Annotated in this window: 25 protein-coding genes; 10 read left to right on the forward strand and 15 right to left on the reverse strand. The window is 39.6% G+C overall.

From position 1 onward, the window contains the following. Positions 1 to 233 precede the first annotated feature (233 nt). From PN471_RS03015 to lepB, 5 genes are all read left to right on the forward strand, one after another. Entirely contained in the window at positions 234 to 458 is a 225-nt protein-coding gene (locus PN471_RS03015) for an Hsp70 family protein (protein WP_271775606.1), read from the forward strand. 63 nt (positions 459 to 521) lie between these two features. Beyond that, complete coding sequence (locus PN471_RS03020) at positions 522 to 1,022, forward strand: LysM peptidoglycan-binding domain-containing protein (protein ID WP_271775607.1); 501 nt, start codon at positions 522 to 524, stop codon at positions 1,020 to 1,022. 228 nt (positions 1,023 to 1,250) lie between these two features. Next, positions 1,251 to 1,400, forward strand: coding sequence for a hypothetical protein (locus PN471_RS03025; protein WP_271775608.1), 150 nt, complete (start codon positions 1,251 to 1,253; stop codon positions 1,398 to 1,400). Next, a complete protein-coding gene (locus PN471_RS03030) occupies positions 1,393 to 1,887 on the forward strand; it encodes a nucleotide exchange factor GrpE (RefSeq protein ID WP_271775609.1) in 495 nt (164 codons plus the stop codon). Before PN471_RS03025 ends, PN471_RS03030 begins: the two co-directional genes overlap by 8 nt. 120 nt (positions 1,888 to 2,007) lie before the next feature. Then, positions 2,008 to 2,580: a signal peptidase I gene (gene lepB, locus PN471_RS03035; protein WP_271775610.1), complete on the forward strand. Its 573-nt coding sequence runs from the start codon at positions 2,008 to 2,010 to the stop codon at positions 2,578 to 2,580. Between the two features lie 45 nt (positions 2,581 to 2,625). On the opposite strand, the gene PN471_RS03040 is transcribed toward lepB, so the two are convergent. Together PN471_RS03040 and PN471_RS03045 are read right to left on the reverse strand one after the other, a co-directional pair. Then, entirely contained in the window at positions 2,626 to 3,159 is a 534-nt protein-coding gene (locus PN471_RS03040; RefSeq protein WP_271775611.1) for a ComEA family DNA-binding protein, read from the reverse strand. Between the two features lie 48 nt (positions 3,160 to 3,207). Next, on the reverse strand, positions 3,208 to 3,579 hold the full coding sequence (locus PN471_RS03045) for an NINE protein (protein WP_271775636.1): 372 nt from the start codon (positions 3,577 to 3,579) through the stop codon (positions 3,208 to 3,210). A gap of 371 nt (positions 3,580 to 3,950) precedes the next feature. On the opposite strand from PN471_RS03045, the gene PN471_RS03050 reads away from it, so the two are divergent. Further along, positions 3,951 to 4,274: a DUF1825 family protein gene (locus tag PN471_RS03050; protein WP_271775612.1), complete on the forward strand. Its 324-nt coding sequence runs from the start codon at positions 3,951 to 3,953 to the stop codon at positions 4,272 to 4,274. A gap of 103 nt (positions 4,275 to 4,377) precedes the next feature. On the opposite strand, the gene PN471_RS03055 is transcribed toward PN471_RS03050, so the two are convergent. Next, a complete protein-coding gene (locus PN471_RS03055; RefSeq protein ID WP_271775613.1) occupies positions 4,378 to 6,300 on the reverse strand; it encodes a transglycosylase domain-containing protein in 1,923 nt (640 codons plus the stop codon). 218 nt (positions 6,301 to 6,518) lie between these two features. Here PN471_RS03055 and tyrS point away from each other — a divergent pair, with 218 nt between their 5' ends. Then, a complete protein-coding gene (gene tyrS / locus PN471_RS03060) occupies positions 6,519 to 7,715 on the forward strand; it encodes a tyrosine--tRNA ligase (protein WP_271775614.1) in 1,197 nt (398 codons plus the stop codon). A gap of 379 nt (positions 7,716 to 8,094) precedes the next feature. Here the strand turns inward: tyrS and PN471_RS03065 are convergent, their stop codons facing one another. The 3 genes from PN471_RS03065 to PN471_RS03075 form a co-directional block, all read right to left on the reverse strand. Continuing rightward, positions 8,095 to 9,507 carry a glycosyltransferase gene (locus tag PN471_RS03065; RefSeq protein ID WP_271775615.1) on the reverse strand — a complete coding sequence of 471 codons (1,413 nt, stop codon included), beginning with the start codon at positions 9,505 to 9,507 and terminating at the stop codon, positions 8,095 to 8,097. Positions 9,508 to 9,749: 242 nt separating this feature from the next. Next, positions 9,750 to 12,488 (reverse strand): bifunctional acetate--CoA ligase family protein/GNAT family N-acetyltransferase, encoded by a 2,739-nt coding sequence (locus tag PN471_RS03070; RefSeq protein WP_271775616.1) that lies wholly within the window; start codon positions 12,486 to 12,488, stop codon positions 9,750 to 9,752. Positions 12,489 to 12,594: 106 nt separating this feature from the next. Next, the gene (locus PN471_RS03075; protein ID WP_271775617.1) at positions 12,595 to 13,038 is read right to left on the reverse strand and encodes a hydrogenase maturation protease; all 444 of its coding nucleotides are present in this window, start codon (positions 13,036 to 13,038) and stop codon (positions 12,595 to 12,597) included. Between the two features lie 284 nt (positions 13,039 to 13,322). Here PN471_RS03075 and PN471_RS03080 point away from each other — a divergent pair, with 284 nt between their 5' ends. Further along, complete coding sequence (locus tag PN471_RS03080) at positions 13,323 to 13,712, forward strand: pentapeptide repeat-containing protein (protein WP_271775618.1); 390 nt, start codon at positions 13,323 to 13,325, stop codon at positions 13,710 to 13,712. A gap of 292 nt (positions 13,713 to 14,004) precedes the next feature. Here PN471_RS03080 and PN471_RS03090 read toward each other — a convergent pair whose 3' ends face one another. From PN471_RS03090 to PN471_RS03130, 9 genes are all read right to left on the reverse strand, one after another. Next, the gene (locus PN471_RS03090) at positions 14,005 to 15,453 is read right to left on the reverse strand and encodes a Ni/Fe hydrogenase subunit alpha (protein WP_271775619.1); all 1,449 of its coding nucleotides are present in this window, start codon (positions 15,451 to 15,453) and stop codon (positions 14,005 to 14,007) included. 152 nt (positions 15,454 to 15,605) lie between these two features. Further along, a complete protein-coding gene (locus tag PN471_RS03095) occupies positions 15,606 to 16,220 on the reverse strand; it encodes a CP12 domain-containing protein (protein WP_148765414.1) in 615 nt (204 codons plus the stop codon). 66 nt (positions 16,221 to 16,286) lie between these two features. Then, positions 16,287 to 16,832 (reverse strand): oxidoreductase, encoded by a 546-nt coding sequence (locus PN471_RS03100; protein WP_193897872.1) that lies wholly within the window; start codon positions 16,830 to 16,832, stop codon positions 16,287 to 16,289. Between the two features lie 11 nt (positions 16,833 to 16,843). After that, positions 16,844 to 17,365, reverse strand: coding sequence for a DUF3122 domain-containing protein (locus tag PN471_RS03105; RefSeq protein ID WP_271775620.1), 522 nt, complete (start codon positions 17,363 to 17,365; stop codon positions 16,844 to 16,846). 35 nt (positions 17,366 to 17,400) lie between these two features. Beyond that, complete coding sequence (hoxU, locus tag PN471_RS03110) at positions 17,401 to 18,117, reverse strand: bidirectional hydrogenase complex protein HoxU (RefSeq protein ID WP_271775621.1); 717 nt, start codon at positions 18,115 to 18,117, stop codon at positions 17,401 to 17,403. Between the two features lie 74 nt (positions 18,118 to 18,191). Continuing rightward, complete coding sequence (locus tag PN471_RS03115) at positions 18,192 to 19,802, reverse strand: NuoF family protein (protein ID WP_271775622.1); 1,611 nt, start codon at positions 19,800 to 19,802, stop codon at positions 18,192 to 18,194. A 4-nt stretch (positions 19,803 to 19,806) separates the two neighbouring features. Next, positions 19,807 to 20,301 (reverse strand): bidirectional hydrogenase complex protein HoxE, encoded by a 495-nt coding sequence (hoxE, locus tag PN471_RS03120; RefSeq protein ID WP_271775623.1) that lies wholly within the window; start codon positions 20,299 to 20,301, stop codon positions 19,807 to 19,809. A 225-nt stretch (positions 20,302 to 20,526) separates the two neighbouring features. Beyond that, positions 20,527 to 21,057, reverse strand: a complete 531-nt coding sequence (locus PN471_RS03125; RefSeq protein ID WP_271775624.1) for a universal stress protein — start codon at positions 21,055 to 21,057, stop codon at positions 20,527 to 20,529. A 281-nt stretch (positions 21,058 to 21,338) separates the two neighbouring features. Then, positions 21,339 to 22,460 carry a sensor protein KdpD gene (locus PN471_RS03130; RefSeq protein WP_271775625.1) on the reverse strand — a complete coding sequence of 374 codons (1,122 nt, stop codon included), beginning with the start codon at positions 22,458 to 22,460 and terminating at the stop codon, positions 21,339 to 21,341. A 95-nt stretch (positions 22,461 to 22,555) separates the two neighbouring features. On the opposite strand from PN471_RS03130, the gene PN471_RS03135 reads away from it, so the two are divergent. Together PN471_RS03135 and PN471_RS03140 are read left to right on the forward strand one after the other, a co-directional pair. Beyond that, the gene (locus tag PN471_RS03135; RefSeq protein ID WP_027404521.1) at positions 22,556 to 22,975 is read left to right on the forward strand and encodes a BlaI/MecI/CopY family transcriptional regulator; all 420 of its coding nucleotides are present in this window, start codon (positions 22,556 to 22,558) and stop codon (positions 22,973 to 22,975) included. A gap of 4 nt (positions 22,976 to 22,979) precedes the next feature. After that, positions 22,980 to 23,813 carry a M56 family metallopeptidase gene (locus PN471_RS03140; protein WP_271775626.1) on the forward strand — a complete coding sequence of 278 codons (834 nt, stop codon included), beginning with the start codon at positions 22,980 to 22,982 and terminating at the stop codon, positions 23,811 to 23,813. The last annotated feature ends 193 nt before the right edge of the window (positions 23,814 to 24,006 follow it).

Consider the following 24,006-nt stretch of genomic DNA (forward strand, 5'->3'; position numbering starts at 1 on the left):
TGATGGAACGCTTTGCAAGGGTTTCCATTGCTGGAGTTACGTAGCTTGTGGCTTAAATATCGCTATTAGTCCCCCAAAATGCTGGTTATAACTTGATCTATTGGGAAATCAGATGTGAAAATAATTTTGCCTGACTACTTATATAGTACAATAGTATGTGTTTGAAGTAAATCAATAAATTATGATTTCACAAGAATAGGACTTACGCACTGTACAAATTCACGATGATGTGCATGAACGAAAATTCGTCGTTTCAAATTCGCCATGATCCAGAAAGTGTGATTATTTCCATTAAACGGTTAATGGGTAGGGGTTTTGGGGACGTAGCAGTGCAAAAACAACAGTTTAAACTGGATTATAAAATTTCCCCACCCAGTCAAAGAACAGATAATAGCATTGCTGTGTGGTTAGGTGGTGATGATATTTATTCTCGCTTAATCAAGTTTATGAAGGAATAATTTGGCCAACAAGAAAGAATTAGTGATATTGATAGCTTAATGCATTATCACGGGACTTACACGATGAACACCAAAACTAAAATTGACTGTCCGGTTTGTGGATATAAAGAAATTGAGGGCAACAGTTGTCCCAATTGTGACACTGACGTTTCTCTCATCCGTTGCTTGGCAGAATTACCCCAGCGTCCGAAATCTTGGACAAAAACTATTGCTATTTTCATGCTGGTAATAGGCATTACCATCGGTGCAGCAGGTAGTTTTTTTGCCCTACAAACGGCTATATATACCGCAACAGTTCCTAAACCTACAGTTCCTAACGTTACTAATACTAATCTCACTCCCCCTGTAATTACTCCTGTCATTCCTAAACCAGCGCCACCACTAGCCACTTATACCGTAAAATCAGGAGATACTCTTAGCAGTATTGCGGGAAAATTTTGTAGTAAATCTACCGATTGGCAACTAATCGTTGCCGTTAATCCTGAATTACAAAAACGGGAAAATCAATTAGATATAGATCAGGTGTTGAAAATTCCTAGTAGCTGTGAAAGGAAAAACCCATGAAGATAGTTGACGGCTTTAAAAAGGATTATTGCTGATTATTTGCGTCCGCTATTGCCAACTATCAAGCGATTCAAGTACAGTGATTTATCAGCTTTGGCAAAACCTGCACCTACTTTGGCTTTATGATCAGAATGTAAAGAGGGGCGCTACCCTAAAGCTATAAAATATTTAGAAGATTACTGTCAGGGTTGTCAAGAGCGCAATAGCCAAAATTATATTCAAGCCCAAATGTGGTTAATTAAAGCTTATCAAATGGGTGGAAAATTACAAAGAGCGATCGCTCTGAGTCAAATTTTGCGTAATCATCCTCATTCCCAAATTAACACTTGGGCTAACAAAATTCTAGCTGTGCTATCTAAAGAGATTTCCCGTGCCTGATTTATCCCCCAACTATCTGATTAGCTTAGAATTACGAGAATTACTCGTACAAAAACTCGGCATTCTGCAAAAAGACAATGTGTTATTACAGCAGTCTTTGAGAGAACAGCAAATTAAAACTACAGCCCAAACAGAAGATTTATTCTTAGAACTTTTAGAAGTTGCTGATGCTTTAGAAGCTTTATTAGACTATCTAGAAAACAATCCTAGTCCTAGTCCAGAATTTATAGAACGTCTACCCAGATCCATAGGTGCAGTTAATCGCAAGTTTCTCGGTGTTTTAGGAAAGCGCCAACTTTTAGCGATAGAATTACAAGAAGGAACAGAACCAGATTTTAACTTATGTCGCGTCATTGACCGGGAAGAAAGAACAGATATCCCAGACCAAACAATTACTAAAATTGTCCGTCGCGGATTTCATTTAGGTGAAAAAGTTCTCCGTCCCACAGAAGTCATTACGGCTAAATCAGATAATGGTAATGGGTAATTGGTAATTGGTAATTGGTAATTGGGAAAATTCTTTCTCCCCCACCTCCCCTACTTCCCCTACTTCCCCCACTTCCCCAACTTCCCCTGCCTCTTTTAACTCCTACTTACACTGTTAACTATGACTCCTCACAAAAGTGATATTAAAGATACTTCTTCACCAACAAAAATCTGGAGTAGTTGGCAGGAAAATTTAGTTTTAATAACTATTGCCCTGAGTTTAGCACTTCTAATTCGGACATTTATTGCTGAACCACGCCTGATTCCCTCAGCATCAATGTACCCTACCTTGCACACAGGCGATCGCTTAGTTATAGAAAAAGTATCATACCGTCTTCATCCTCCCAAAACCGGCGATATCGTCGTTTTTAACTCCCCACCAGAACTACAAAGACGCGGATATCCTCAAAACCAAGCCTTTATCAAACGGGTAATTGGTGAACCAGGTGCAGTAATTAGTATCAATCAAGGCAAAGTTTACCTCAACGGTACAGCCTTAACAGAAGACTACATTGCCGAACCACCAAATAGCCCATTTCCTGAAATTAAAGTCCCAGAAGGAGCATTTTTCGTGATGGGAGACAATCGCAATGATAGCAATGATTCCCGCTATTGGGGTTTTGTCCCCAGTCAAAATGTCATTGGTCGCGCCACATTCCGCTTCTGGCCTCTTGACCGCATCGGCTCAATCTAGTTCACTGACAACTGACCACTGACAAAGGGCGCAAACCCTGCGCCCCTAGGAAAAGCGTAAATAATACATCAACTGAGCGATCGCATCCCCAGATAATTCCAAACGTTGTTGAAAATCTGCTAAACTTCGGTAAGAACCAGCCGCCAGACGGTTTTCCACAACTGTCTGTGCTAAGGATAAGTCTATAAACGGTATTTTGGCAAGACTTTCCACCGAAGCCGTATTAGGATTAATTGGCTGAGGTTTATCCAGGGAATTCTGATCATAATAATGAAAATTTAGTACAGGCTTGAGGGGTTCTAATCGTTGTACTGGCAAACCCAAAGCCGCAGCCACATCTTCAATACAGTAGAATACCACACCAGCACGAGAAAGTTCCACAAGCGATCGCCCTTGGTGAATTGACAACCCAGGTAACCGCAGCCAATCATCCACAGTCGCCTGATTAGCATCAATACCCAAACCCAACTCAGCCGCCATTTGCACCTCTTCCCAAGACTGCAAACGATAATAGGGATCATTCACCAACTTAGCGCGAAGCCCTTGCAACTTCAGATTTAAAGGTAGCCACTTATTCATTCTCAACCCAATCCTTTAACCAATTACCAATTACCCATTACCAATTACCTAAATCTGATCCAACATCTGACGACGTTTTTGCTCAAACTCATACTCAGAAATTAACCCATCTTGACGGAGTGCTTCTAACTCACGCAAAGCATTAGCAACCGATTCCACTTGATTACCAACCCGTGATGATACCCTCGTTACCGACTCACCCAAATTAAAATATCGATCAAAAGTTTCTTCCTCTTGAGTTAAATACCAAACCCCCTCAATGGCACAAGCTACCTTGGGAATAGGTGTCCAAGACAACAAAACATATAGAATTCCCCAAAGTGGCTGTCCCAAGTAAAATTTATGTAAACCCGAAATCGTTAATGTGCCGGAAAATGCTAGAATAGCAGCAATAGTACGGTTTTTTCGTTTAGTAAATATCATTTTATCTATAGCCATTCTACTCAATTCGTCAACTAATGGATCAATTTACGTAGATTAATAGATTCAGTTGAGTTACGTATCCCTAACGGGAGGCTTTAGCCATAACCCAACAAATACCTCGGGTTGCACCGTCGCTTAATCCAACCTACAAAAAATGGACAAGGTATTGTATTAAGTAAGTTTTCATCATAGAAACTTTATTAAAATTCCACCGAACTCTATCCTTGGAGTCAAGTAGTGAAATTCCGGTAAAAACCCCTACTTTAACCGAAGTAGTTTCCCCAGATGAATCTTCTACAATAAAATAGGACATAGAGGCAAAATTCGGAGCTACTCAACTAATAGCATTCAGTTAAAGATAAAGCAAAATGGGATTCTTCGACTCTGAAATAGTGCAGCAGGAAGCCAAGGAATTGTTTGAAGACTATCAAGCACTGATTCAACTTGGCAACAACTACGGCAAATTCGACCGCGAGGGCAAGAAACTGTTTATTGAGCAAATGGAATCCATGATGGATAGATATCGCGTCTTCATGAAGCGTTTCGAGCTATCAGAGGATTTCATGGCGCAAATGACCATACAGCAACTAAAAACTCAACTAGGTCAGTTTGGCGTAACTCCACAACAAATGTTTGAGCAAATGAACGTGACCTTAGAAAGGATGAAAGCGGAATTGGAAAAAACAAAATGACAGGGAACAGGGAACAGGGAACAGGGAACAGAGAGGACAGTGGGAAAATCCTTTCTCCCACTGACAACTGACAACTGACAACTGACAACGAACAACTGACCAATTAATTTGATTTAGGACGTGGGAACTGAGAAGTAGACTTAAACTTTTCTACAGGTACACCCTTGAGCGCTTTTGTCATAAAGTCCCGCCATATAGGGGCTACCATGACCCCACCAGTTGCTCCACGTGCCAGTTGTTTGCTATCGTCTCTCCCTACCCACACAGCAGTAGTTAACTGCGGTACAGTACCGATAAACCAAATATCCTTTTCTGAGGATGTAGTTCCTGTCTTACCAGCAGCAGGGCGACCTATCGCCGCATTTTTACCTGTACCTTCAGTCATTACTGAAGTCATAATATCAATAGTAGCTGCTGAAGCCCAAGGATCTAAAACTTGTTTTGGTTTGGGTGTATTATCAAGAATTACATTACCAGCACTATCAGTAATGCGAACAATTACTGTGGGTGGTGACTGCCAACCATAATTAGCCAATGTAGCATAAGCGCTAGTCATTTCTAAGGGAGTAACACCAATAGCACCCAAAGGTAGAGAGGTCACTGGTTCCATTGGACTCATAATGCCCAAAGTCCGGCAGGTTTCAATGACTTTATTCATCCCCACCGCTTTACCAAGTTTAATGACCGGAATGTTGCGAGACTGGGCAAGGGCTGTACGAATTGACATCGCTCCGGCGAAACTACCATCGTAGTTTTTCGGGTAGTACCAACCATTACCATCTTGATAACTAACTGGAGCATCTATGACTGTGGTATCAGGTGTATATTTACCAGCAGCAAAGGCGGTATAATAAACAAAAGGCTTGAATGAAGAACCTGGTTGGCGTTGGGCTTGGGTAGCTCGGTTAAATTCACTGAGTTTATAATCTACACCACCGACAAGGGCTTTCACAAAGTGAGTGCGAGGGTCAATTGACACTAGCGCCATTTGATTCTTAGATAACCCTTGGGACAGAAGCCTTTCGTGCCATTCTTTGACGGTTTCCTCAGCCATCGCTTGGAATTTAGCATCAACAGTGGTTTGGACGCGCATTCCGCCTTTAAGCAAAGAATCACGACCAAATTTTTTCGCCAACTCTTGAGCTACAGTATTGGTGATGTAGGGTGAGGCACTACCCTGAAAAGACCTGATTTTACCCAGTTTAATTGGTTGTTTTAGGGCATCATCATATTCTTTTTTGGTAATCCAATTTAACTCTACCATCCTCCCCAAAACTTCTTTTTGTTTCTGTTTGGCAAGTTTCATACTCGCAAAAGGGCTAAACTCTTCTGGAGCTTGGATTAAACCCGCCATCATGGCTGATTCCCCCAACGTTAAATATTCTGCTGATTTGTTAAAATAACTGCGGGCTGCTGTTTGCACACCATAATTGTTATGACCCCAATAAACTTGATTGAGGTACATTTCTAGAATTTCGTCTTTACTGAGGATTTGCTCTAAACGAATTGCTAGGACAGCCTCTGCCAATTTCCGCGTAAAAGCCCGTTTTTGAGATAAAAATAGGTTTTTAACTAATTGCATGGTGATGGTAGAACCACCTTCTTTCACGCCTCCTGCGACCATATTAACTACGATGGCACGACCAACACCAGTGGGGTTAATCCCATGATGATCGTAGAAGTGACCATCTTCACTGGCTAAGACGGCGCGTTTGAGATTAGGGGAAACTTTATTGAGGGGTACTACTTCTCGGTTAGCTTCTCCGTGAATACTGGTTAAAAGTTTGCCTTTTATATCGTATATGTAAGTTGTTTCCGAGGGGAAAAAGTTTCTTATTTGTCTAACATCTGGTAAATTACGGAAACTAATAGCTAAACCTACTAGTGTTCCCGCAACAATAGAGCTTGTTAGGAGTGTTATGGATAGCAAAGTACCCCCAGTTATCTGACCTACTCCCTTAAAGAACTCAAATCCAGATGAGGCCTGCTCTTGTGGTTGTTTGTTTGCAAAAGTCCTAGACGACACAGCGATCTCACTTCCTCACTTGTAAATTCAAATGTAATTCATTAAATGGAAAAAGGCAGTTAATTTTTTGTAATTATAGTAATCTGGCAGGAGAAAGGACAGATAATTGGTTTGTGAACATAACAAACTTAACTTTTAGCTTAACCGACAGAAGCCCCACGCCTAGACCGAATGGCAGCGTGGGATAAATAAGTATAGTTAATAGCGAATTTCTTAGTATGACGCAAAATTTCTCTTGGTTACATCGTGGTGTGGCAGAAATTTTTCCGCAACCCCATGTTGGTGATAATGATACGGAAAGTTTGGAAAAGCGATTACTCAATTCTGACCGTCCTTTAAGAATTAAACTGGGTATTGACCCTACGGGAGCAGATATTCATTTTGGTCACAGCATACCTGTAAGAAAGTTGCGGGCGTTTCAAGATGCTGGTCACACAGCAGTTCTGATTATTGGTGACTTTACGGCACGGATTGGTGATCCTACTGGTAAATCTGAGGTGCGTCCTCAGCTTACGGAAGCTAATGTAGCACAAAATGCCCAAACTTATCTTGACCAAGTACGCCCTATTTTAGATTTTGATACCCCCGGTCGGTTAGAAGTACGTCATAACTCAGAATGGCTTTCTCGTCTAGATTTGGAAAAAACTTTGGAGATACTTTCGACGATGACTGTGGGACAAATGTTAGCCAAGGAAGGTTTTGCGGAACGTTATAAACAAGAGAGTCCCATTTTTCTCCATGAGTTCCTGTATCCACTGATGCAAGGTTATGATTCTGTGGCTGTGGAGGCTGATGTGGAGTTGGGAGGGACTGATCAAAAATTTAACATTGCTGTGGGGCGAGATCTACAGCGTCATTTCGGTCTGAAGCCTCAGTTCGGATTGTTATTGCCGATTCTCATTGGTATTGATGGTGTCCAAAAAATGTCTAAGTCTTTAGGTAATTATGTGGGGTTGGGGGAACATCCTTCCCAAAAGTATCAAAAATTTCAAGGTGTGCCGGATAATTTATTGTCACAGTATTTTGAATTGCTGACGGATTTGCCTTTGGACAGTCTGCCAGAAAACCCGCGCCACGCCCAAGAATTTTTAGCCTGGGAAATTGTCTGTCAGTATCACGGCGAACAAGCGGCTAATGAGGCGAAGGAGGCGGCGAAAAGTGGTGGTAAGGAGGGAGCATTACCAGAGTTTTCTCTGGCTGCTGTTCCTCAATTTCCCGTGAAATTAGCCTATATTCTCGGTGCTACTGGTTTATGTAAAAGTACAGCCGAAGGTAAACGCAAAATTCAAGAGGGTGGAGTGAGGATAAATGGTGATAAGATTGCTGATGCGGATTTAATTTATTCTACACCTGATGATTTATATGATAAGGTGTTACAGGTGGGTAAGAAGAATTTTGTGCGGTTGGTAAAGTAGCTGTCAGCTATCAGTTATCCGCATTCCAGAGTCAGGGAATCAATTCCCTGTCTAAAATAAGATAGTCAGTAAATGTACCCAAATTTCCAGCACTTACAGTCAACAACAAATTAGTCTCGTAAGTCAACTGCTTGATCAATGAATTTGATCTTATTTAGAATTTTTATTCTCATAAATTAGCATATTAGGTACAGAGGAACCATTAATATCTTGAGTAAAGAATATTTGATCAGTTGGTACATACTAATCCACTACTAATTTAACCGCAGGTAGTATACAAGATGTGGGGATGAAGAAGATAAATATTAAGATTATTCACAAAAAAATGAAGGATAAAAAATTCATCCTTCACCCTGCAAAATTTATGGTTTTTATTTCCTTATTTCTCAACACCTGTATGAACAGTTTTCACCCATTTCAGGCGTTTTGGTCGGAAGGACATTCGCGCCGTTGTGCTACTCATAACTAGTAACCAATGCAACATATATAAACTGCCGCGGAGGGTTTGTAAAAGTACCATTAAATAGGTAGATGGTTTAAATTGTTGATCGGAACGGACATGCTTTAAACCGGCAAACATTCCTATTACTGACATTCCCAAAGATAAGCCAGTTACAGGACCTAATATGGGGGGACGATGACGAGCGATCGCCATTAATATATCTGGTATTGCTGCTGTCGGTAAAATATACATTGTTACCATAAAGATCAACAAATCCCAGGTTTTCCTTGTCCCCATGCGGTTTTTGAGGATCAGATCCCAGTAGTCTAAATAACGTTGATAACCACCTTCTGCCCATCGGTTACGTTGATGCCAAAGGGCTGTAGCATTGGTGACACCTTCTTCTTCCACTGGCGGATAAAAAACACATTCAATATCCCATTTATCCAGATGTAACCGGATAGTTAAATCCAGATCATCAGTGATAGTTTCCTCATTCCAACCACCGCAACTAGCCAAGGCTTGACGACGGACAAATTGACCATTACCTCGGAGTTCACCGATACCACCAATAGCAGTGCGCTGTTGTTGAAACCAAATATCCAACAACATTTCCGCCATTTGTCCCTTAGTCCAAAAATTTTCCTTAGCATTGGCGATCGCTTTTCGCATTTGTACCGCCCCTACCCGTTCTTTTTGAAACAACGGAACTATTTGTAATAGCAAATCCGGTGTCACTTGAGCATCCGCATCAAATACAGCAATAATCTCTCCCTTTGTCAGTGGTAATACTTGATTTAATGCCCCTGATTTGCCTCCACTAGCGTCAGGATCACGCCTAAATACATTAAGTTGTTGATATTCCTGCTTGAGTTGGGCTAATAATTGAGGCGTACTGTCCGTACTATTATCATCAATAATCCAGACTTCATATTGACCATTACCGTATTCCAAATTACACAAATTTTTGACTAATCTGGCAATTACCGCTTCCTCATTTTTAGCAGCCACCAACACAGAAACAAAAGGCAAATCTCCCTCTATTGCCTGAGAATGGTGGCGGGATTTGGCAAAAATAATCCCCAAAGCATGAATCCCTAGCATTGTTGTTAGTCCCAGGACAAATATCGAACCCCAGGAAACTAAATGCAGGGTAATAGTGCCACTCCAGACTATAGTTAAAACTAGAGCAGCTTTGCCTCTACGGCCTTTAAATCGGCTTGGTGGTAGAGACCCGGAATCTGTCCTTACTTCTGATTCCTCATCTACTGATAGGTCAGTAAAGATAGAGTCAAGGGGATCAGAGTTTCCGTTATCAGCATCATTTTCAGGACAGGAATTCGCCGGCATAGGTTACATAATTCAAAAACATCTATGCTATGTAGCTTTTATTTACAGACTAATACTGTAACAGATTACCGACTACCTCATGAAAACTTGCGGAAAAGTTTTTTGCTCAGGAATAGGAATCATGCCAATTTTATATGAGACTGCACAAAATCATCCAATCTATCAATTCATCCGCGTTTATCTGCGTTTATCTGCGGTCAAATATTCTGAATATCTTATTCTATACAGCCTCAAAACCCCATTTAAAGTCTAATTTCTGCCCTCAATACAGTTGGATCACTTGTAGCGCCAATTTGGAACCCGAGGTTTTCACATACTCGCTGCATCCCTGAATTGTCAGCTAAAATATCAGCATAGATACAACCGATTTTTTCATTTTTTCCCACCTCTAATAATCTCCTCAGTAGTTCTGTACCTAAACCTTGATATTGGAATTTATCACTTACTAGCATCGCAAATTCCGCTGCATTATTTTCATGTAATTTACTTAATCTTCCCACCGCCAATATTTCCCGATTTTCTGTTTCAGGATTTTGGTATTCTGCCACTAAAGCCATTTCTCGATCATAATCAATAAAGCATATTCGCGTTAGTCGTTCATGGGTAATGCGTTGACTTAATTTAATTAGGTGAAAATAACGGAAATAAACACTTTCTTCTGATAGAGTTTTGTGAAATTCTACCATTAACGGTTCATCTTCGGGACGAATAGGACGAATTGTCACTGGTGTACCATTTGCCAATTTCCAACTACTAACATATTGACTAGGATAGGGACGAATTGCCAATTTTGGTAATTGACTTTCTTGAATATCAGCAGAATGCAAAACTATTCTGGCATCTAAAGCAATTAATCCTCCAGGATGTATAGGAGTAGGAGGAATAGCTAACAACGGATTTATATCAATTTCTTTAATCTCAGGTTGTTCCACAACTAATTGACTAAATTCTACCATTAATTGTTCAAGAGCAGCAACATCAATACTTTTCCGGCCTCTGACTCCTTGCAAAGCTTTGTAAATTTTAGTTTGTTCCATCATCCGTCGGGCTAGGGTAGTATTGAGAGGCGGAAGAGCAATAGAACTATCTTGAAAAACTTCTACCAATTGTCCTCCCGCACCAAATAATAATACTGGTCCGAATTGGGGATCTAAACTACTACCAATAATCAATTCATAGCCATCAGTTTTAATCATTTTCTGTACCATAACACCAAGAAAGTCTTCAGCTTTGGCCTTCTCTTTCACCGATGTTTCAATATTTTGAAAAGCGAGTCTTACCGATGCCGCAGTTTGCAAATTTAATTGCACACCACCCACATCAGTTTTATGGGTAATTGTCTGAGAATAAAGTTTCAAAACCACCGGATAACCTAGATTTTCTGCACATTCAACCGCTTTATCCACAGTTTCTGCAATGCAACCAGTTACCACAGGGATACCGTAAGCGGCTAAAATTTCCTTAGATTCAAATTCCGTGAGAATTGTTCTTCCTGCTGTTTTTGCAGCTTGAATAATATTTTCCACCTTAGCGCAGTTGCGAGTATTTACATCACACATTAATGTTGGTAAAACCGGAGTTTCATAAATACCGCGCAGGTTATAACTCGACTTCCACATATAACTAAATACTCGCGCGGCTGTATCAGGATAAGCATAGGTGGGAATACCTTGATTGTTAAGAATTTGTCCTCCCTCAGCTATATCAGCACCACCCATCCAACTAGCTAAAATCGGTTTATTTGACATTTGTGAGTAAGGTTTTAATTCTTCAGCAATTTTGCTAGGATCTGTCATTGATTGGGGTGTTAAAATTACTAATAAACCATCACTATTGGGATCTTGTGCTGCAATTTTTAAAGCTTTTGTATAACGTTGGGGGTCAGCATCCCCTAAAATATCAATCGGATTATTATGACTCCATTGCGGTGGTAAAATTTCATTCAAAGAAGTCATTATTTCTGGAGAAATTGTTGCTAACTCTCCCCCACTTTCAATTAATGTATCCGTTGCTAAAACTCCCGGACCGCCAGCATTAGTTAAAATTGTTAACCGGGGACCTTGGGGACGGGGTTGTTTTGCTAATACTTCTGACATATCAAATAAATCAGAAATACTATTAACTCGTAACACCCCACAACGGCGAAAAGCTGCATCTAAAACAGCATCACTTCCTGCTAATGATCCTGTGTGAGAAGCGGCTGCTTTAGCTGCGGCTGGTGTCCGACCAGCTTTAATCACAATTATCGGTTTTGTTAAAGCCACTTCTCGCGCTGCTGATAGGAAGGAACGCGCATTCCCAATGGATTCCATATAAATTACAATACTTTTAGTCTGGGGGTCATCACCAAGATAATAAATTAAATCACCCCAACTTATATCTAACATTGACCCAATAGAAATAAAGGCACTAAAACCTACATTTTCTTGAAAACTCCAGTCCAGAATTGCTGTACATAAGGCCCCACTTTGGCTAATAAACCCAACATTTCCCGGACGCGCAATTTTACTAGCAAAGGTAGCATTTAAACCAGAAATTGGATTCATGACTCCTAAACAATTAGGACCGATAATTCTAATTTTTCCTCTTTGTGCTTGTTGGATAATTTCCTGTTCTAAAGCAATACCTTTTTCTCCAGCTTCTTTAAAACCAGCGGAAATAATTATTGCTCCTTTGATTCCAGCATCAACGCAATCAGATATAATTTGAGGGACGGTTTGTGCCGGTGTAACGATAATGGCTAAATCTATTTTTTCGGGAACATCGAAAATAGTCGGATAAGCTTTAATTCCTAATACGCTATGACGGTGAGGATTAATCGGAAAAACTGTCCCTCCAAAGGGATTAGTGATTAAGTTCCAAAGTAAAGTTCGTCCTACACTTCCGGGTTTTTCAGTAGCACCAATTACGGCTACAGTTTTGGGAATAAATATTCCATCTAGGGGATTGACGATATTATCACTTTGGGTAGATGTTGGCATACATACTCCTATAAATTTGTAATTATTTTGGATTTTGCTGCATGAAGGTATGAATTTGTTTCACGCAGAGTCACAGAGTCGCAGAGAGGAAGAGAAATGGGATTTTTTATCCTTTATTAATAATGCTGATGATTTCTGTTAAAGCTATACTAATTCCCTGTTCTGCTATTGGTGAAAGACTGTCTCCTAATTCAAAGTTAACCCCTGGTACTGTTATTAACCAAGCTGTTGGACTATAACCATAGAGAGATTTGGTTAAAGCTAAAAGATATGTAGGCTTAATGCTATGTCCTATGGTCATCCTAGATTCATTAGGCAGTATAGATTCTACTTGCACATTTTGCAATTCTGCATTTAGACTAGCATCTACAAAAATTGCTAAATTGACATTTGCCAAATTTGCTGCTAATTCTGGAGTAAGTTGGTGAACTGCTAAAGATTGGACATGAGATAGATGCCAAAGATTAACTATATTTGCTACCCTACAACCAATACCATCATCGCTACACAATTCATTTCCATAACCAATCACTATTGTAGTTTTCATCATTTTTATTTTTATTCCTCCTTTTAATTCATCCATCTTTATCTGCGCTTATCTGCGTTTATCTGCGGTCAAGTATTCTATAAATTTTGTTCCATACAGTTAGTTTCAGCTTAATTTTAAATGTGAAACTAAGAGCAAAATCTGAGTAACTTATGAAAAAACACAAAAATTCCCAAAACAAATTTATATGAACAGGACATTTATTTTCTTGCTTATTCGTTATATTATAAATTTGGATGGTTTTAATCAAACCATTAAACTTGTCAGATAAATTGTGAGGCTGTTCTATGCCTGAAGTTAATTTTCAAAAGCCAATTAATAGTGCTGCTAGGATTGTAGAAGAATATACAATGGGAAAGAGAAACTTTGAAAAAGCAGAATTGGGTGATGCCAATTTACAAAGTTTGGATTTAAAAGGCTCTAATTTCAGCTATGCTGATTTGAGTCAAGCCAACCTTAGCGGTACAAATTTACGAGGATGTGATTTGAGTTTTGCTGATTTAAGTGAGGCTAATTTACAAAATGCCGATTTACGCGGAGCAATGTTATTTTCCGCGAATTTGCGTCAAGCTAATTTAGAAGGCACGCATTTAGAAAAAGCAGATTATGATCGTAGCACCCATTTTCCCGCAGATTTTGACCCTATTGCAGCAGGTGTAAATATGAGTGAACTATAGATACTAGTGCGGCTATATCAGCCGCTAATTTTTATACTAGTATTTTTGTAAATTGTTACAAATTGCCTATCTTATCACTTGACAATTAAAATAGCACATTTTCTCAATTTTTGCAAATTCTAATTTTATAACTTAATTTTTTCCGGGAAATACTTTAGTTAATTCTAAGATTAATTCCGGGAAAGATGGCAATTTTACAGACTCATTAGGGAGAATAATTGATTTGTGACGATAGCCAAATTTACCTATCCCCAGATCCCCGACTTCTTAAAGAAGTCGGGGATCTAAATACTTAATGACGATAAATTTGATTAATTACAGCACCATTATTATTTACTACTTCTATTAATAAAGGCATTTGTCCCATTGCATGAGTAGAACAACTCAAACAAGGATCAAAAGCCCTAATTCCGGCTTCAACTCGGTTTAACATTCCTTCTTTTATATGATCTCCTTGGATAAAATGACGGGCAATTTGGGCAACTGTGCGATTCATGGCTAAGTTATTTTGACCAGTAGCAATAATCAAATTTACTTTTAACATTAAACCATTTTCATCAACTTGATAATGATGGAATAATGTTCCTCTTGGGGCTTCACTAACTCCAACTGCTTCCAGGCAATTAATACCAGCTTCCGCACGGAGACGAGTTGATAGGATATTAGGATCATCAAGGATGATTTCTATATGTTCAATTGATGCTAAAATTTCAATTAACCGCGCATAATGATAGAAAAATGATGATTTAACAGTTCCGGTTCCATAACTACGAAATTCTTTTAATTCTGTATCTGCTAAAGGTGTGCCAATCTGATTACAAATATTTAATCTAGCTAATGGTCCGACGCGATACATTCCACTATCTAAACGACAATGATCTGTGGTATCAGGATATCCTAAAGGCAGATAATAAGGTGATTTTAAATAAGAATCTGCTTGGACTGCTTCACCAATAAATTCATGATAGTTCGCAGCGTCAAGTTTATCAGCAACAATATTTCCGCCACTATCAACAAACCGGATATGTCCATCATAGGTTTCCCATAAACCTTCAGCACTGACTAAACCCATGAATAAACTCGGAAAATTACCAAAGGTTTTTGCTTCTTTTTCGTAAGTTTTTAATAAGCTTTTAAATAAAGCTATGGCATTAATGACAGTGGCTTTGGCTTCAGGAATTTTTTGCTGAATGTGGGTGCGATTTTCTACGGTTAAAGGGTCACGAACTCCACCAGGAATAGCCCAGGAAGGATGAATTTTTCTCCCTCCTAATAATTCAATGATTTCTTGTCCAAATTGCCGTAAACGGATTCCACCTCTGGCTAATTCCGGTTCGGCAGCAATTAAACCAAAAATATTGCGGTTTTCGGGTTCGCTATCCATGCCTAATAATAGGTCTGGTGCGCTGAGGTGAAAGAAGCTGAGGGCATGAGATTGGATAATTTGCCCTAAATTCATCAAACGGCGTAATTGAGAGGCTGTTTTGGGGATTGTAACGGCTAATATTTTATCCCCTGTTTTGGCTGATGCTAATAAGTGACTGACTGGACAAATACCACAAATTCTCGCCGTAATTCCTGGCATTTCTGGAAACGGACGACCGACACAAAATTTCTCAAACCCACGAAATTCTGTAACATGAAATCTAGCATCATTTACTTGACCTTCATCATCTAAATAAATACTAATTTTCGCGTGTCCTTCAATGCGAGTAACTGGGTCAATAATGATTGTTTTCATAATTAATTGGTGATTGGTAATCATATAAAATTGTAGGTTGGGTTGACGCAAGGAAACCCAACATTTCCGCAACATTATCAAAGATTTTGTTGGGTTATGCCTACAGCTCCCGTAAGGGATACACTTTGTTCTACCCAACCTACGGATATTAATTACAAATCATAAATTCTCGATTCTGCTAATTCGGGATATTCATCACAGTAATCTTCAAAGGCAGTTTTCAGAGGTTTTTCAGCGAGTTGGTGGGCAATTTCCGCTTGAATTTCTTCTACCACATCCCAAGCGGCTGCACATTCTGTGGAATTGATGCCTTTTTCGGCACAAACAATCCGAGCTTTTTTAATTTCATCTTGTAATTCTTGTTCTAATAAGAATGAACGCGGTTGTTCTAAACAACTACTTCTGGCTAAGATGTCAGTAAGTGAGATTATTCCTAATAATTTACCACTAATTACAGGCGCACGGCGGAGATGATGATTAGCAAATAATCTGGCTACATATTCTAAACCTAATTCTGGATTAACGACAATACAAGGTTTAGTCATAATTTCATAAACACGGATTTTATTTGGATCTTTGCTATAGGAAATGACTTTATAAACAATGTCGCTTTCTGTGATTATTCCATAAGCATCTTGTTCATGACGACGATCTACAATTAATGCTCTCCAATCTCTTGCTTTCATTAAATCAACTGCTTCTTTGACTGTGGCTGAACTGCGAATCATTGCCACATCTTTGGTCATTACATCTGCTGCTGTTAACATAATTTACCTCGAAAAAATAGGAGTCAGGAGGAAGGAAGAAGATATTTATTTGGTTATAATTACTAATTAACCAAATTTAATCATTTCCCTGCCGACAATTTGCGGGGTTTCTCCTTTTAATAGTGGTTCAAGTGCGGCACGAATCCGAGGTGCTGAAGGGGGACAACCAGGTAAATAAATATCAACTGGTACGACCTTATGCACAGGGACAACTGTATCTAGTAAAGGGGGAACAATTCCTGGTGAATTGGGAATCTGTTGATTAATATCGGCTTCTTGAATATAAGCTAATTGTAGGGCTGGTTCAGCACCACCTGCAAGATTACGTAAAGCGGTAACATTACCAGTAACAGCACAATCTCCAAAGGAAATTATTGTTTTAGTTCGGTTTCTGATTTTGTAAATTAATTCTAAATGTTCTTCATTAGCTATAGCTCCTTCAACTAATACGATATCTACACCTTCGGGATATTCCTTAATATCAGCTAAGGGACTATAAACTATATCTACTTGTGCGGCTAAATCTATTAACCATTCGTCCAAATCAAGGAAGGACATATGACAACCAGAACACCCACCTAACCAGACTGTTGCTAATTTGATTTTAGTCATTTTTTACCTCTTTAGTTTTCAGTTGAAATTAATGATTGCCATTCTTTGACAACATGAATCGGAACTGCGATATTAATGAATTTTTTACCAGAAATGGGGATAGATAAAGTTAGAGATTCGGGAGGTAATTGAGGTAATATCTCTGTCAAATCATATTGACCAACAGTTGGTGCTGGGGCTGTATCTAAAAATATATCATTAGCATTCCAAAGTTTACCTGTATTGGTAGTAATTCTTAATGGTTGAGGATGAATTAATTCCGCAGAACCAGGAAAACCAACTAGGCGAAGATTGATATTAGATGGTTGATCTAAATACACTTGTTTAAATAATACAACTTGCCAGACTTTTCCTGATTGATCATCTAATTTCACTTGTGATCGGTAAATAGTTTCTTCGGGTGGTTTTCCTATTTGAGTTACAGCAGCAATTACTTTTGCAGATGATAGATTTGCTAAACCAAGGAATATCAAGGTTGTCAATATTCCCACTAAGAGAATTCGCTTAAACATTTGTTGAATATGCAGTAACATGAGATTTCATTTTAAATTATGCTAATGACTAATGACTAAAAATTCCATTGTTTTTTCTGTCGTGCAGTTACTAAAAATTCAATTTTGCCCCGATCATGTTTCATTTCACCGACACTTGCACCTTTATCAAATAATGCTCCTGTGGGACAGGCATTCACGCATTTACCGCAGGAAGTACAGGTTTGAGAAGTTCCCCAAGGTTGATTTAAATCAGTAATTACATGAGATTTTGAGCCTCTTCCTGCCATATCCCAAGTATGTGCGCCTTCAATTTCATCGCAGACACGAATACAGCGAGTGCAAAGCACACAACGATTATGATCTATGCCAAAAAGATGATGGGAAGTGTCAACTGTTCGCTGAGGATTTTGATATTCTAAGCGGAGATGATCCATACCCATTTCTATGGCTAAATCTTGTAATTCACAGTTCCCATTAGCAACACAAACTGAGCAAATGTGATTACCTTCGGCAAATAACATTTCGATAATTGTGCGCCGGTATTTTTGTAAGCGATCGCTATTTGTATTCACCTCCATTCCTTCTGTAACTTTCGTCACGCAAGCAGGTTGTAATTTATTACTTCCCGCAATTTCCACTAAACATAAACGACAAGCACCAATATCACCCACACCTTCTAAATGGCATAATGTAGGAATATGAATACTAGCTTCCTGCGCTGCTTCTAGTAAGGTTTCATCCTCACGAGCGCTAATCAATTCCCCATTTATTGTTAAGGTTTTTACAGTCATAGTAATTTGGTAATGGGTAATTGGTAATTGGTAATTCTTAATCCTGAAAATCCTTTAATCCTGGAAATCCTGATTCAGACAGTTTCCCTGACTAATGACAAATATTCATCTCGAAAATATCGCAAAGTGCTAAAAACTGGATTTGGTGCAGACTGTCCTAAACCACATAAGCTAGTGTGTTTTACCATGTCGCAAAGTTCCTCCAACAAATCCAAATCTGCGAGTGAACCTTTTCCTTGACTAATCTTTGTTAATAAACCGTGTAATTGCACAGTTCCCACACGACAAGGAATGCACTTACCGCAAGATTCATCCATACAAAATTCCATGAAAAAGCGGGCGACATCTACCATATTTGTAGTTTGATCCATGACAATCATCCCGCCCGAACCCATCATTGAACCCAAAGCAGTTAAAGATTCATAATCTACAGGTGTAGCAAAAGCTGACGCAGGAATACATCCCCCTGAAGGTCCGCCGGTTTGTACTGCTTTAGCAATACCATTGTCGGGAACACCTCCGCCCATGTCCTCGACAATTTCCTGTAAAGACGTTCCCATTGGGACTTCAATTAAACCCGTGTTGCGGATGTTTCCCGCTAACGCAAATACCTTTGTGCCTTTGCTTTTACCAATGCCAATGTTAGCAAACCAATCTGCACCTTTACGAATAATCGGGGCAATATTGGCAAAGGTTTCCACGTTGTTAATTAACGTTGGATAGCCCCATAAACCCGATTCCGCCGGGTATGGGGGACGGGGATGGGGGACACCACGTTTACCCTCAATGGAAGCCATTAACGCCGTTTCTTCACCGCATACATAAGCACCCGCACCAATGCGGATTTCGACTTTAAAATCAAAGGGAGAATCAAAGATTTGTGAACCTAAAAGTCCTAAGTGTTGGGCTCGATGAATTGCCTTTTCTAGACGTTTAATAGCAATGGGATATTCTGCCCTAACATAAATATAGCCTTGATTTGCACCAATAGAGTAGGCAGCGATCGCCATCCCTTCCAGAACTCGATGGGGGTCACTTTCTAATACACTCCTATCCATGAATGCACCAGGATCACCCTCATCAGCATTACAAATTACAAACTTCTTCTCACCAATGGATTTTGCCACCGTTCCCCATTTTAAACCAGTGGGATAACCAGCACCACCGCGTCCCCTTAAACCACTTTTAGTAATAGTTTCTATTACCTGACTGGGTTTCATTTCCCGCAGCACTTGGTAAAGGGCTTGATAACCATCAGCCGCAATGTAAGCTTGAATGCGTTCGGGGTCAATTTTACCGCTGTTTTCTAGGACAATTGGTAATTGACGGCTAAAAAATGGCTGATTTAAATCACCCTCCTGTAAATTTGTCACTTCTCCCTTGACCCCCGCCATAATTGCCGCTGCATTTTCTGGGGTAACTTTTTGATACAATTTTGATGCGGGGGGATTTTCCCAGTTTTCCACCTGTACCAATGGTCCCTGACAACATAGACGCATACAACCCACACTAGCAACTTGCACAGTATCTTCTAACCCCGCAGCTTTCACAGATGCTTCCAGATTGTCCTTCACAGCTTGAGAATCAGAAGAGAGACAACCCGCAGCAGTACAACAGCGAATTTGCAGAGATTTCCGTTGAGAAAGTTCCTTTTGGGCAATTTCTAATAATTCATTTAGTTCCATTTTGTCACCATTCTCCCACTTTTTCGCAAACCGATTCCGGGGTTTGATTACCTAAAACAGTGCCATCAAACACTACCGCAGGGGCAATTCCACAAGCCCCCAAACATCTAGCTGTCATCAAAGAAATTTGACCATCGGCGGTAGTTTCTCCTGCGTGAATTTGCGTAAACTGTTCCACATTTGTTAAGATTGCCGTTGAGCCTTTAACATAACAAGCTGTACCCGTACAAACCACACAGTTATGAACCCCTTTCGGTGCGAGGGAAAACAAATGATAGAAAGTAGCCACCCCATAAACCCGACTAGGTGGTAACTTCAGACTATGGGAAATGTAAAGCAATAAATCCAGTTCTAAATAACCAAATAGCTCAGAAGCCCGATGTAGAATTTCAATAAGTGCATCTTGTTGATATTGATTACGCTTAATAGTTGCGTCCAATATTTTTAAACGCTTGTCTCCACTGGGATGAGTTGAAGAAGGTGGAACTGATCTTTTCATATTTTTTCACAGACCAACTTGATTTAAGGCTGCACAGAATCATAAAATCGGCGATGATAATTTTTTTCACGCAGAGGCGCAGAGGCGCAGAGAGTAAGAGTTTGAGAGATGGAATGTTTGACTTTCATACCTCAATTCTCCAACGCCAATCCATTAATTCATCCCTCTTTATCTGCGTTCATCTGCGTTTAATAATTCTGGAAATCGGATTCTATGCAGCTTTATTTAGTTACTAACCGCAGTAGCTGCTGAAGAAACATTTACCGCTGGGGAATTTATAGGAACATGAACAATCTGCACAGAACAAGGTGCATGATGTAAAACATAATTACTCACACTACCGAGAAAAAATTCTGCTAGTCCAGAACGTCCCCGTCGTCCCATAATAATTAAGTCAGCATTCCAGTCAGTGGCTAATTCACAAATCATTCGTCCTGGACTACCAGTATTTTGTGTGAATTCCGTATTCACACCGGATGTATTAGCTTGGGCACTCCATGACTGTAACATTTGTAAGCCTTCGTTTTTAAATTTTTCCCAATGCTCTTGGTATAATTTAAAACTTTGCTCGTTCCAGCCAGGATAGTAATCAATATTGGGGAAAACCAGCGCCTCTGGACTGCCTTCTTCTTCCTGTGATAAAACGTGCAATAACATTAAATTTGCAGATGTGATCTTGGCTAAAGATAAGGCTTGCTCAAAAACTTTTATACTCATCTCTGAGCGATCCACTGCGACTAAAATTTTGTTAAACATATACACCTCGATGTTAGCTTGCTAACTAATGATAATGAGTATATTCGGCTTTTAGGTTAATGTTGGGTAAAATCATCTTTAATGTCCACCAACAATTGTACAGCGGAAGTCGGGAGTAAAAGCCTTTTATGGCATAGTTTCGTAATTAAATTTTACACTTTGTCTAACTGCAATTCCTGGATTTATAGATCAAAAATTTGGCAATTAAGATTTAACATTTACACTATCCAAAAAAGAAAAAAATTGCATCTTATCTAAGATAGATTAAGAAATATTAAAATTTATTTCTCTGTGGCGATAATATGTAAATCTATGTGCTGATCTCTAATTAACTCTAGTAAACGTTGTGTGAAAGAGCGTTTAAAAAATCTTTTCCATCGAGGTTGTTGACTTTCGCCGATGACTATTTGGGTGATATGATTAGTAGCGGCAACTTTGGCGATCGCTTGAGCGACATTGTTACTTTTAACATGAAGAAATTCACCACCAAATTCTCGGCATAGTTTCTCACAAGTATGAATATGTAAACTTTCTTCTTTAGTCAAAAATCGTTCAGGATCGGCAATGAATACAGTATATAACTTGGCATTCATATAATTAGCAATTCGCGCCCCCCGCCGTAATAATTGAATCGAATTTGGATAGGTAGATACACATATCAAAACTCGTTCATGAACAGTGCGAATTTGTCCAGGAGAGATGGAAGTATTTGCCTCTTCCTCAACTGTATCTGCAACTTCTCTTAATGCTAATTCTCGCAAAGCAATGAGGTTACGACGTTGAAAAAAGTTTTCTAAAGACTGCTCAATTTTATTAGCAGCATAAATTTTACCCTCCCGTAACCGTTCTTCTAAAGTTTCTGGAGTGACATCAATGACAACCACAGCATCAGCTTCATCCAGCAATCGATCTGGAATGCGTTCTCGGACGACGACACCCGTAATTCCGGCTACTAAATCATTCAAACTTTCTAAATGTTGAATATTCACAGTAGAGTAAACATCTATGCCGGCTGCTAAAATCAATTCCACATCTTGATAGCGTTTTTCTCTAGGTGAACCAGGAATATTTGTATGTGCTAATTCATCAACTAATACCAATTGGGGAGAACGTTTTAAAATTGCCTCTGTGTCCATTTCTTGGAGGTTGATATTTTTATGAAGATTGGCTTTTTTCGGAACTACTTCTAATCCTATAGCTTTGACAGCAGTATCTTTGCGTCCATGAGTTTCGATCATGCCAATAACAACATCAATACCTTCTTGTTGCAGTTGATGTGCTTCCTCTAGCATTCTGTAAGTTTTTCCCACACCCGGAGCCATACCAATGAATATTTTATGCTTTCCGCGTCGAGCAGGGCGAATATAAGAACTCTCAGGGGAGAGCGTAGGGGGATAAGACATAATTGAAATATGAGAGAAAATTTGTTTTTTGCAAATTATTGGGTCTAACCCATTCTGGAAGCGATAAAATCCAGATGACATCTTCAATTATCAATATGGCTCCTTTACCTGATTACCGCCCCAAACAAATGTCCCTTGGTCCATTGGAAGCAGAAATTCTCAATATCGTCTGGGAACTGAGTTCTGTTACTGTCAAAGATGTACACGATCGCATTTTAGCTGATCCTAACCGCGAATTGGCTTATACCTCCGTAACTACAGTTCTCCGTCGGTTGACGGAAAAAGGCTGGTTAGCTTGCAATAAACAAGGAAAGGCCTTTTATTGGCAGCCTTTACTGACTAAACAACAAGCAGAGGTAATTAAGGCACATGATCAATTACAGCGATTTTTAGCGGTGGGAAATCCTGATGTGATTGCGGCATTTGCTGATAGTTTAGATCAAGCTGCTAGTGACCAAATCGAAGCGATCGCTAAACGCATCCAAGCTGCACGGGAAGCTAGAGGAGAAAAGTAACATTATGCACTTACTGATGATGATCATCGCTGTTACCATTGCTTGGTGGTTGCGATTTTTTGGCAAAATTCCCCAGGGAAATTGGTATTTACGCTGGCAAAAAACCCTATTTTTATTCCTTTTTCCCCCCTTACTCATCTTCATGACAGTTACCGCTGTAGTCTGTATGGGGACTCAGGGAAAAATGGGCGGAATGTATACCGACTCTTTTAGCTATCTCCTGGCCTTAATTTTTCTGGGATTTTTTAATATCTTCGGTATCAAACTAGCATTTGGGGGCTGGAAATCCATTCAATCCGCCCGTGAATGCCCCCAAATTACCCTAGATGGTAAATCTGCCCGACTCCTAGAAACTCAAGCTTTATTTGCGGGACAAATGGGTTTTTGGCAACCTGAATTAGTCGTTAGTCACGGACTACTACAAATTCTCTCTCCAGCCCATCTAGAAAGTGTTTTAGCCCACGAACAAGGGCATTATCAGTATAGGGATACGTTTTGGTTCTTTTGGCTGGGCTGGATGCGTTCTTGTACCGCTTGGTTGCCAAATACCGAGCCTTTATGGCAAGAATTGTTAGTTTTGCGAGAATTACGGGCCGATAGTTATGCTGCATCCCAAGTAGATCCTTTAATATTAGCAGAATCATTGCTATTGGTCGTTAGCAAAAACTCCACAATCTCAGATATTTGTTGTGCGGCGTTGGGGACAGGCGATCGCTTGGAACAAAGAATTGAAGCCTTATTAACACCACCTGAACCAATATCAGCAGCACAATTACCATCCTGGCGGATTTTTCTCCTCGCCTTTCTCCCCCTCATGACAGTCGTATTTCACACTTGAATGAAGGCAACTAAGGCGGACAAAAGGTAAACAAGGTAGCCTTTGGGTCAGCTAAAATTACTCTGACGTGGGTACTTATCCTGATGTTGTTGAATAGGTCTAGCATAAGTCTCCATACCTAATTTTTTCTAATGAAGTGGGGAATGTGGGTTGATAAAAAAAGGTTTAGCTTCATGCTAAACCCTCATAAAAA

This window comes from Aphanizomenon sp. CS-733/32, assembly GCF_028330045.1.
In the GTDB taxonomy this organism is placed as follows: domain Bacteria; phylum Cyanobacteriota; class Cyanobacteriia; order Cyanobacteriales; family Nostocaceae; genus Dolichospermum; species Dolichospermum gracile.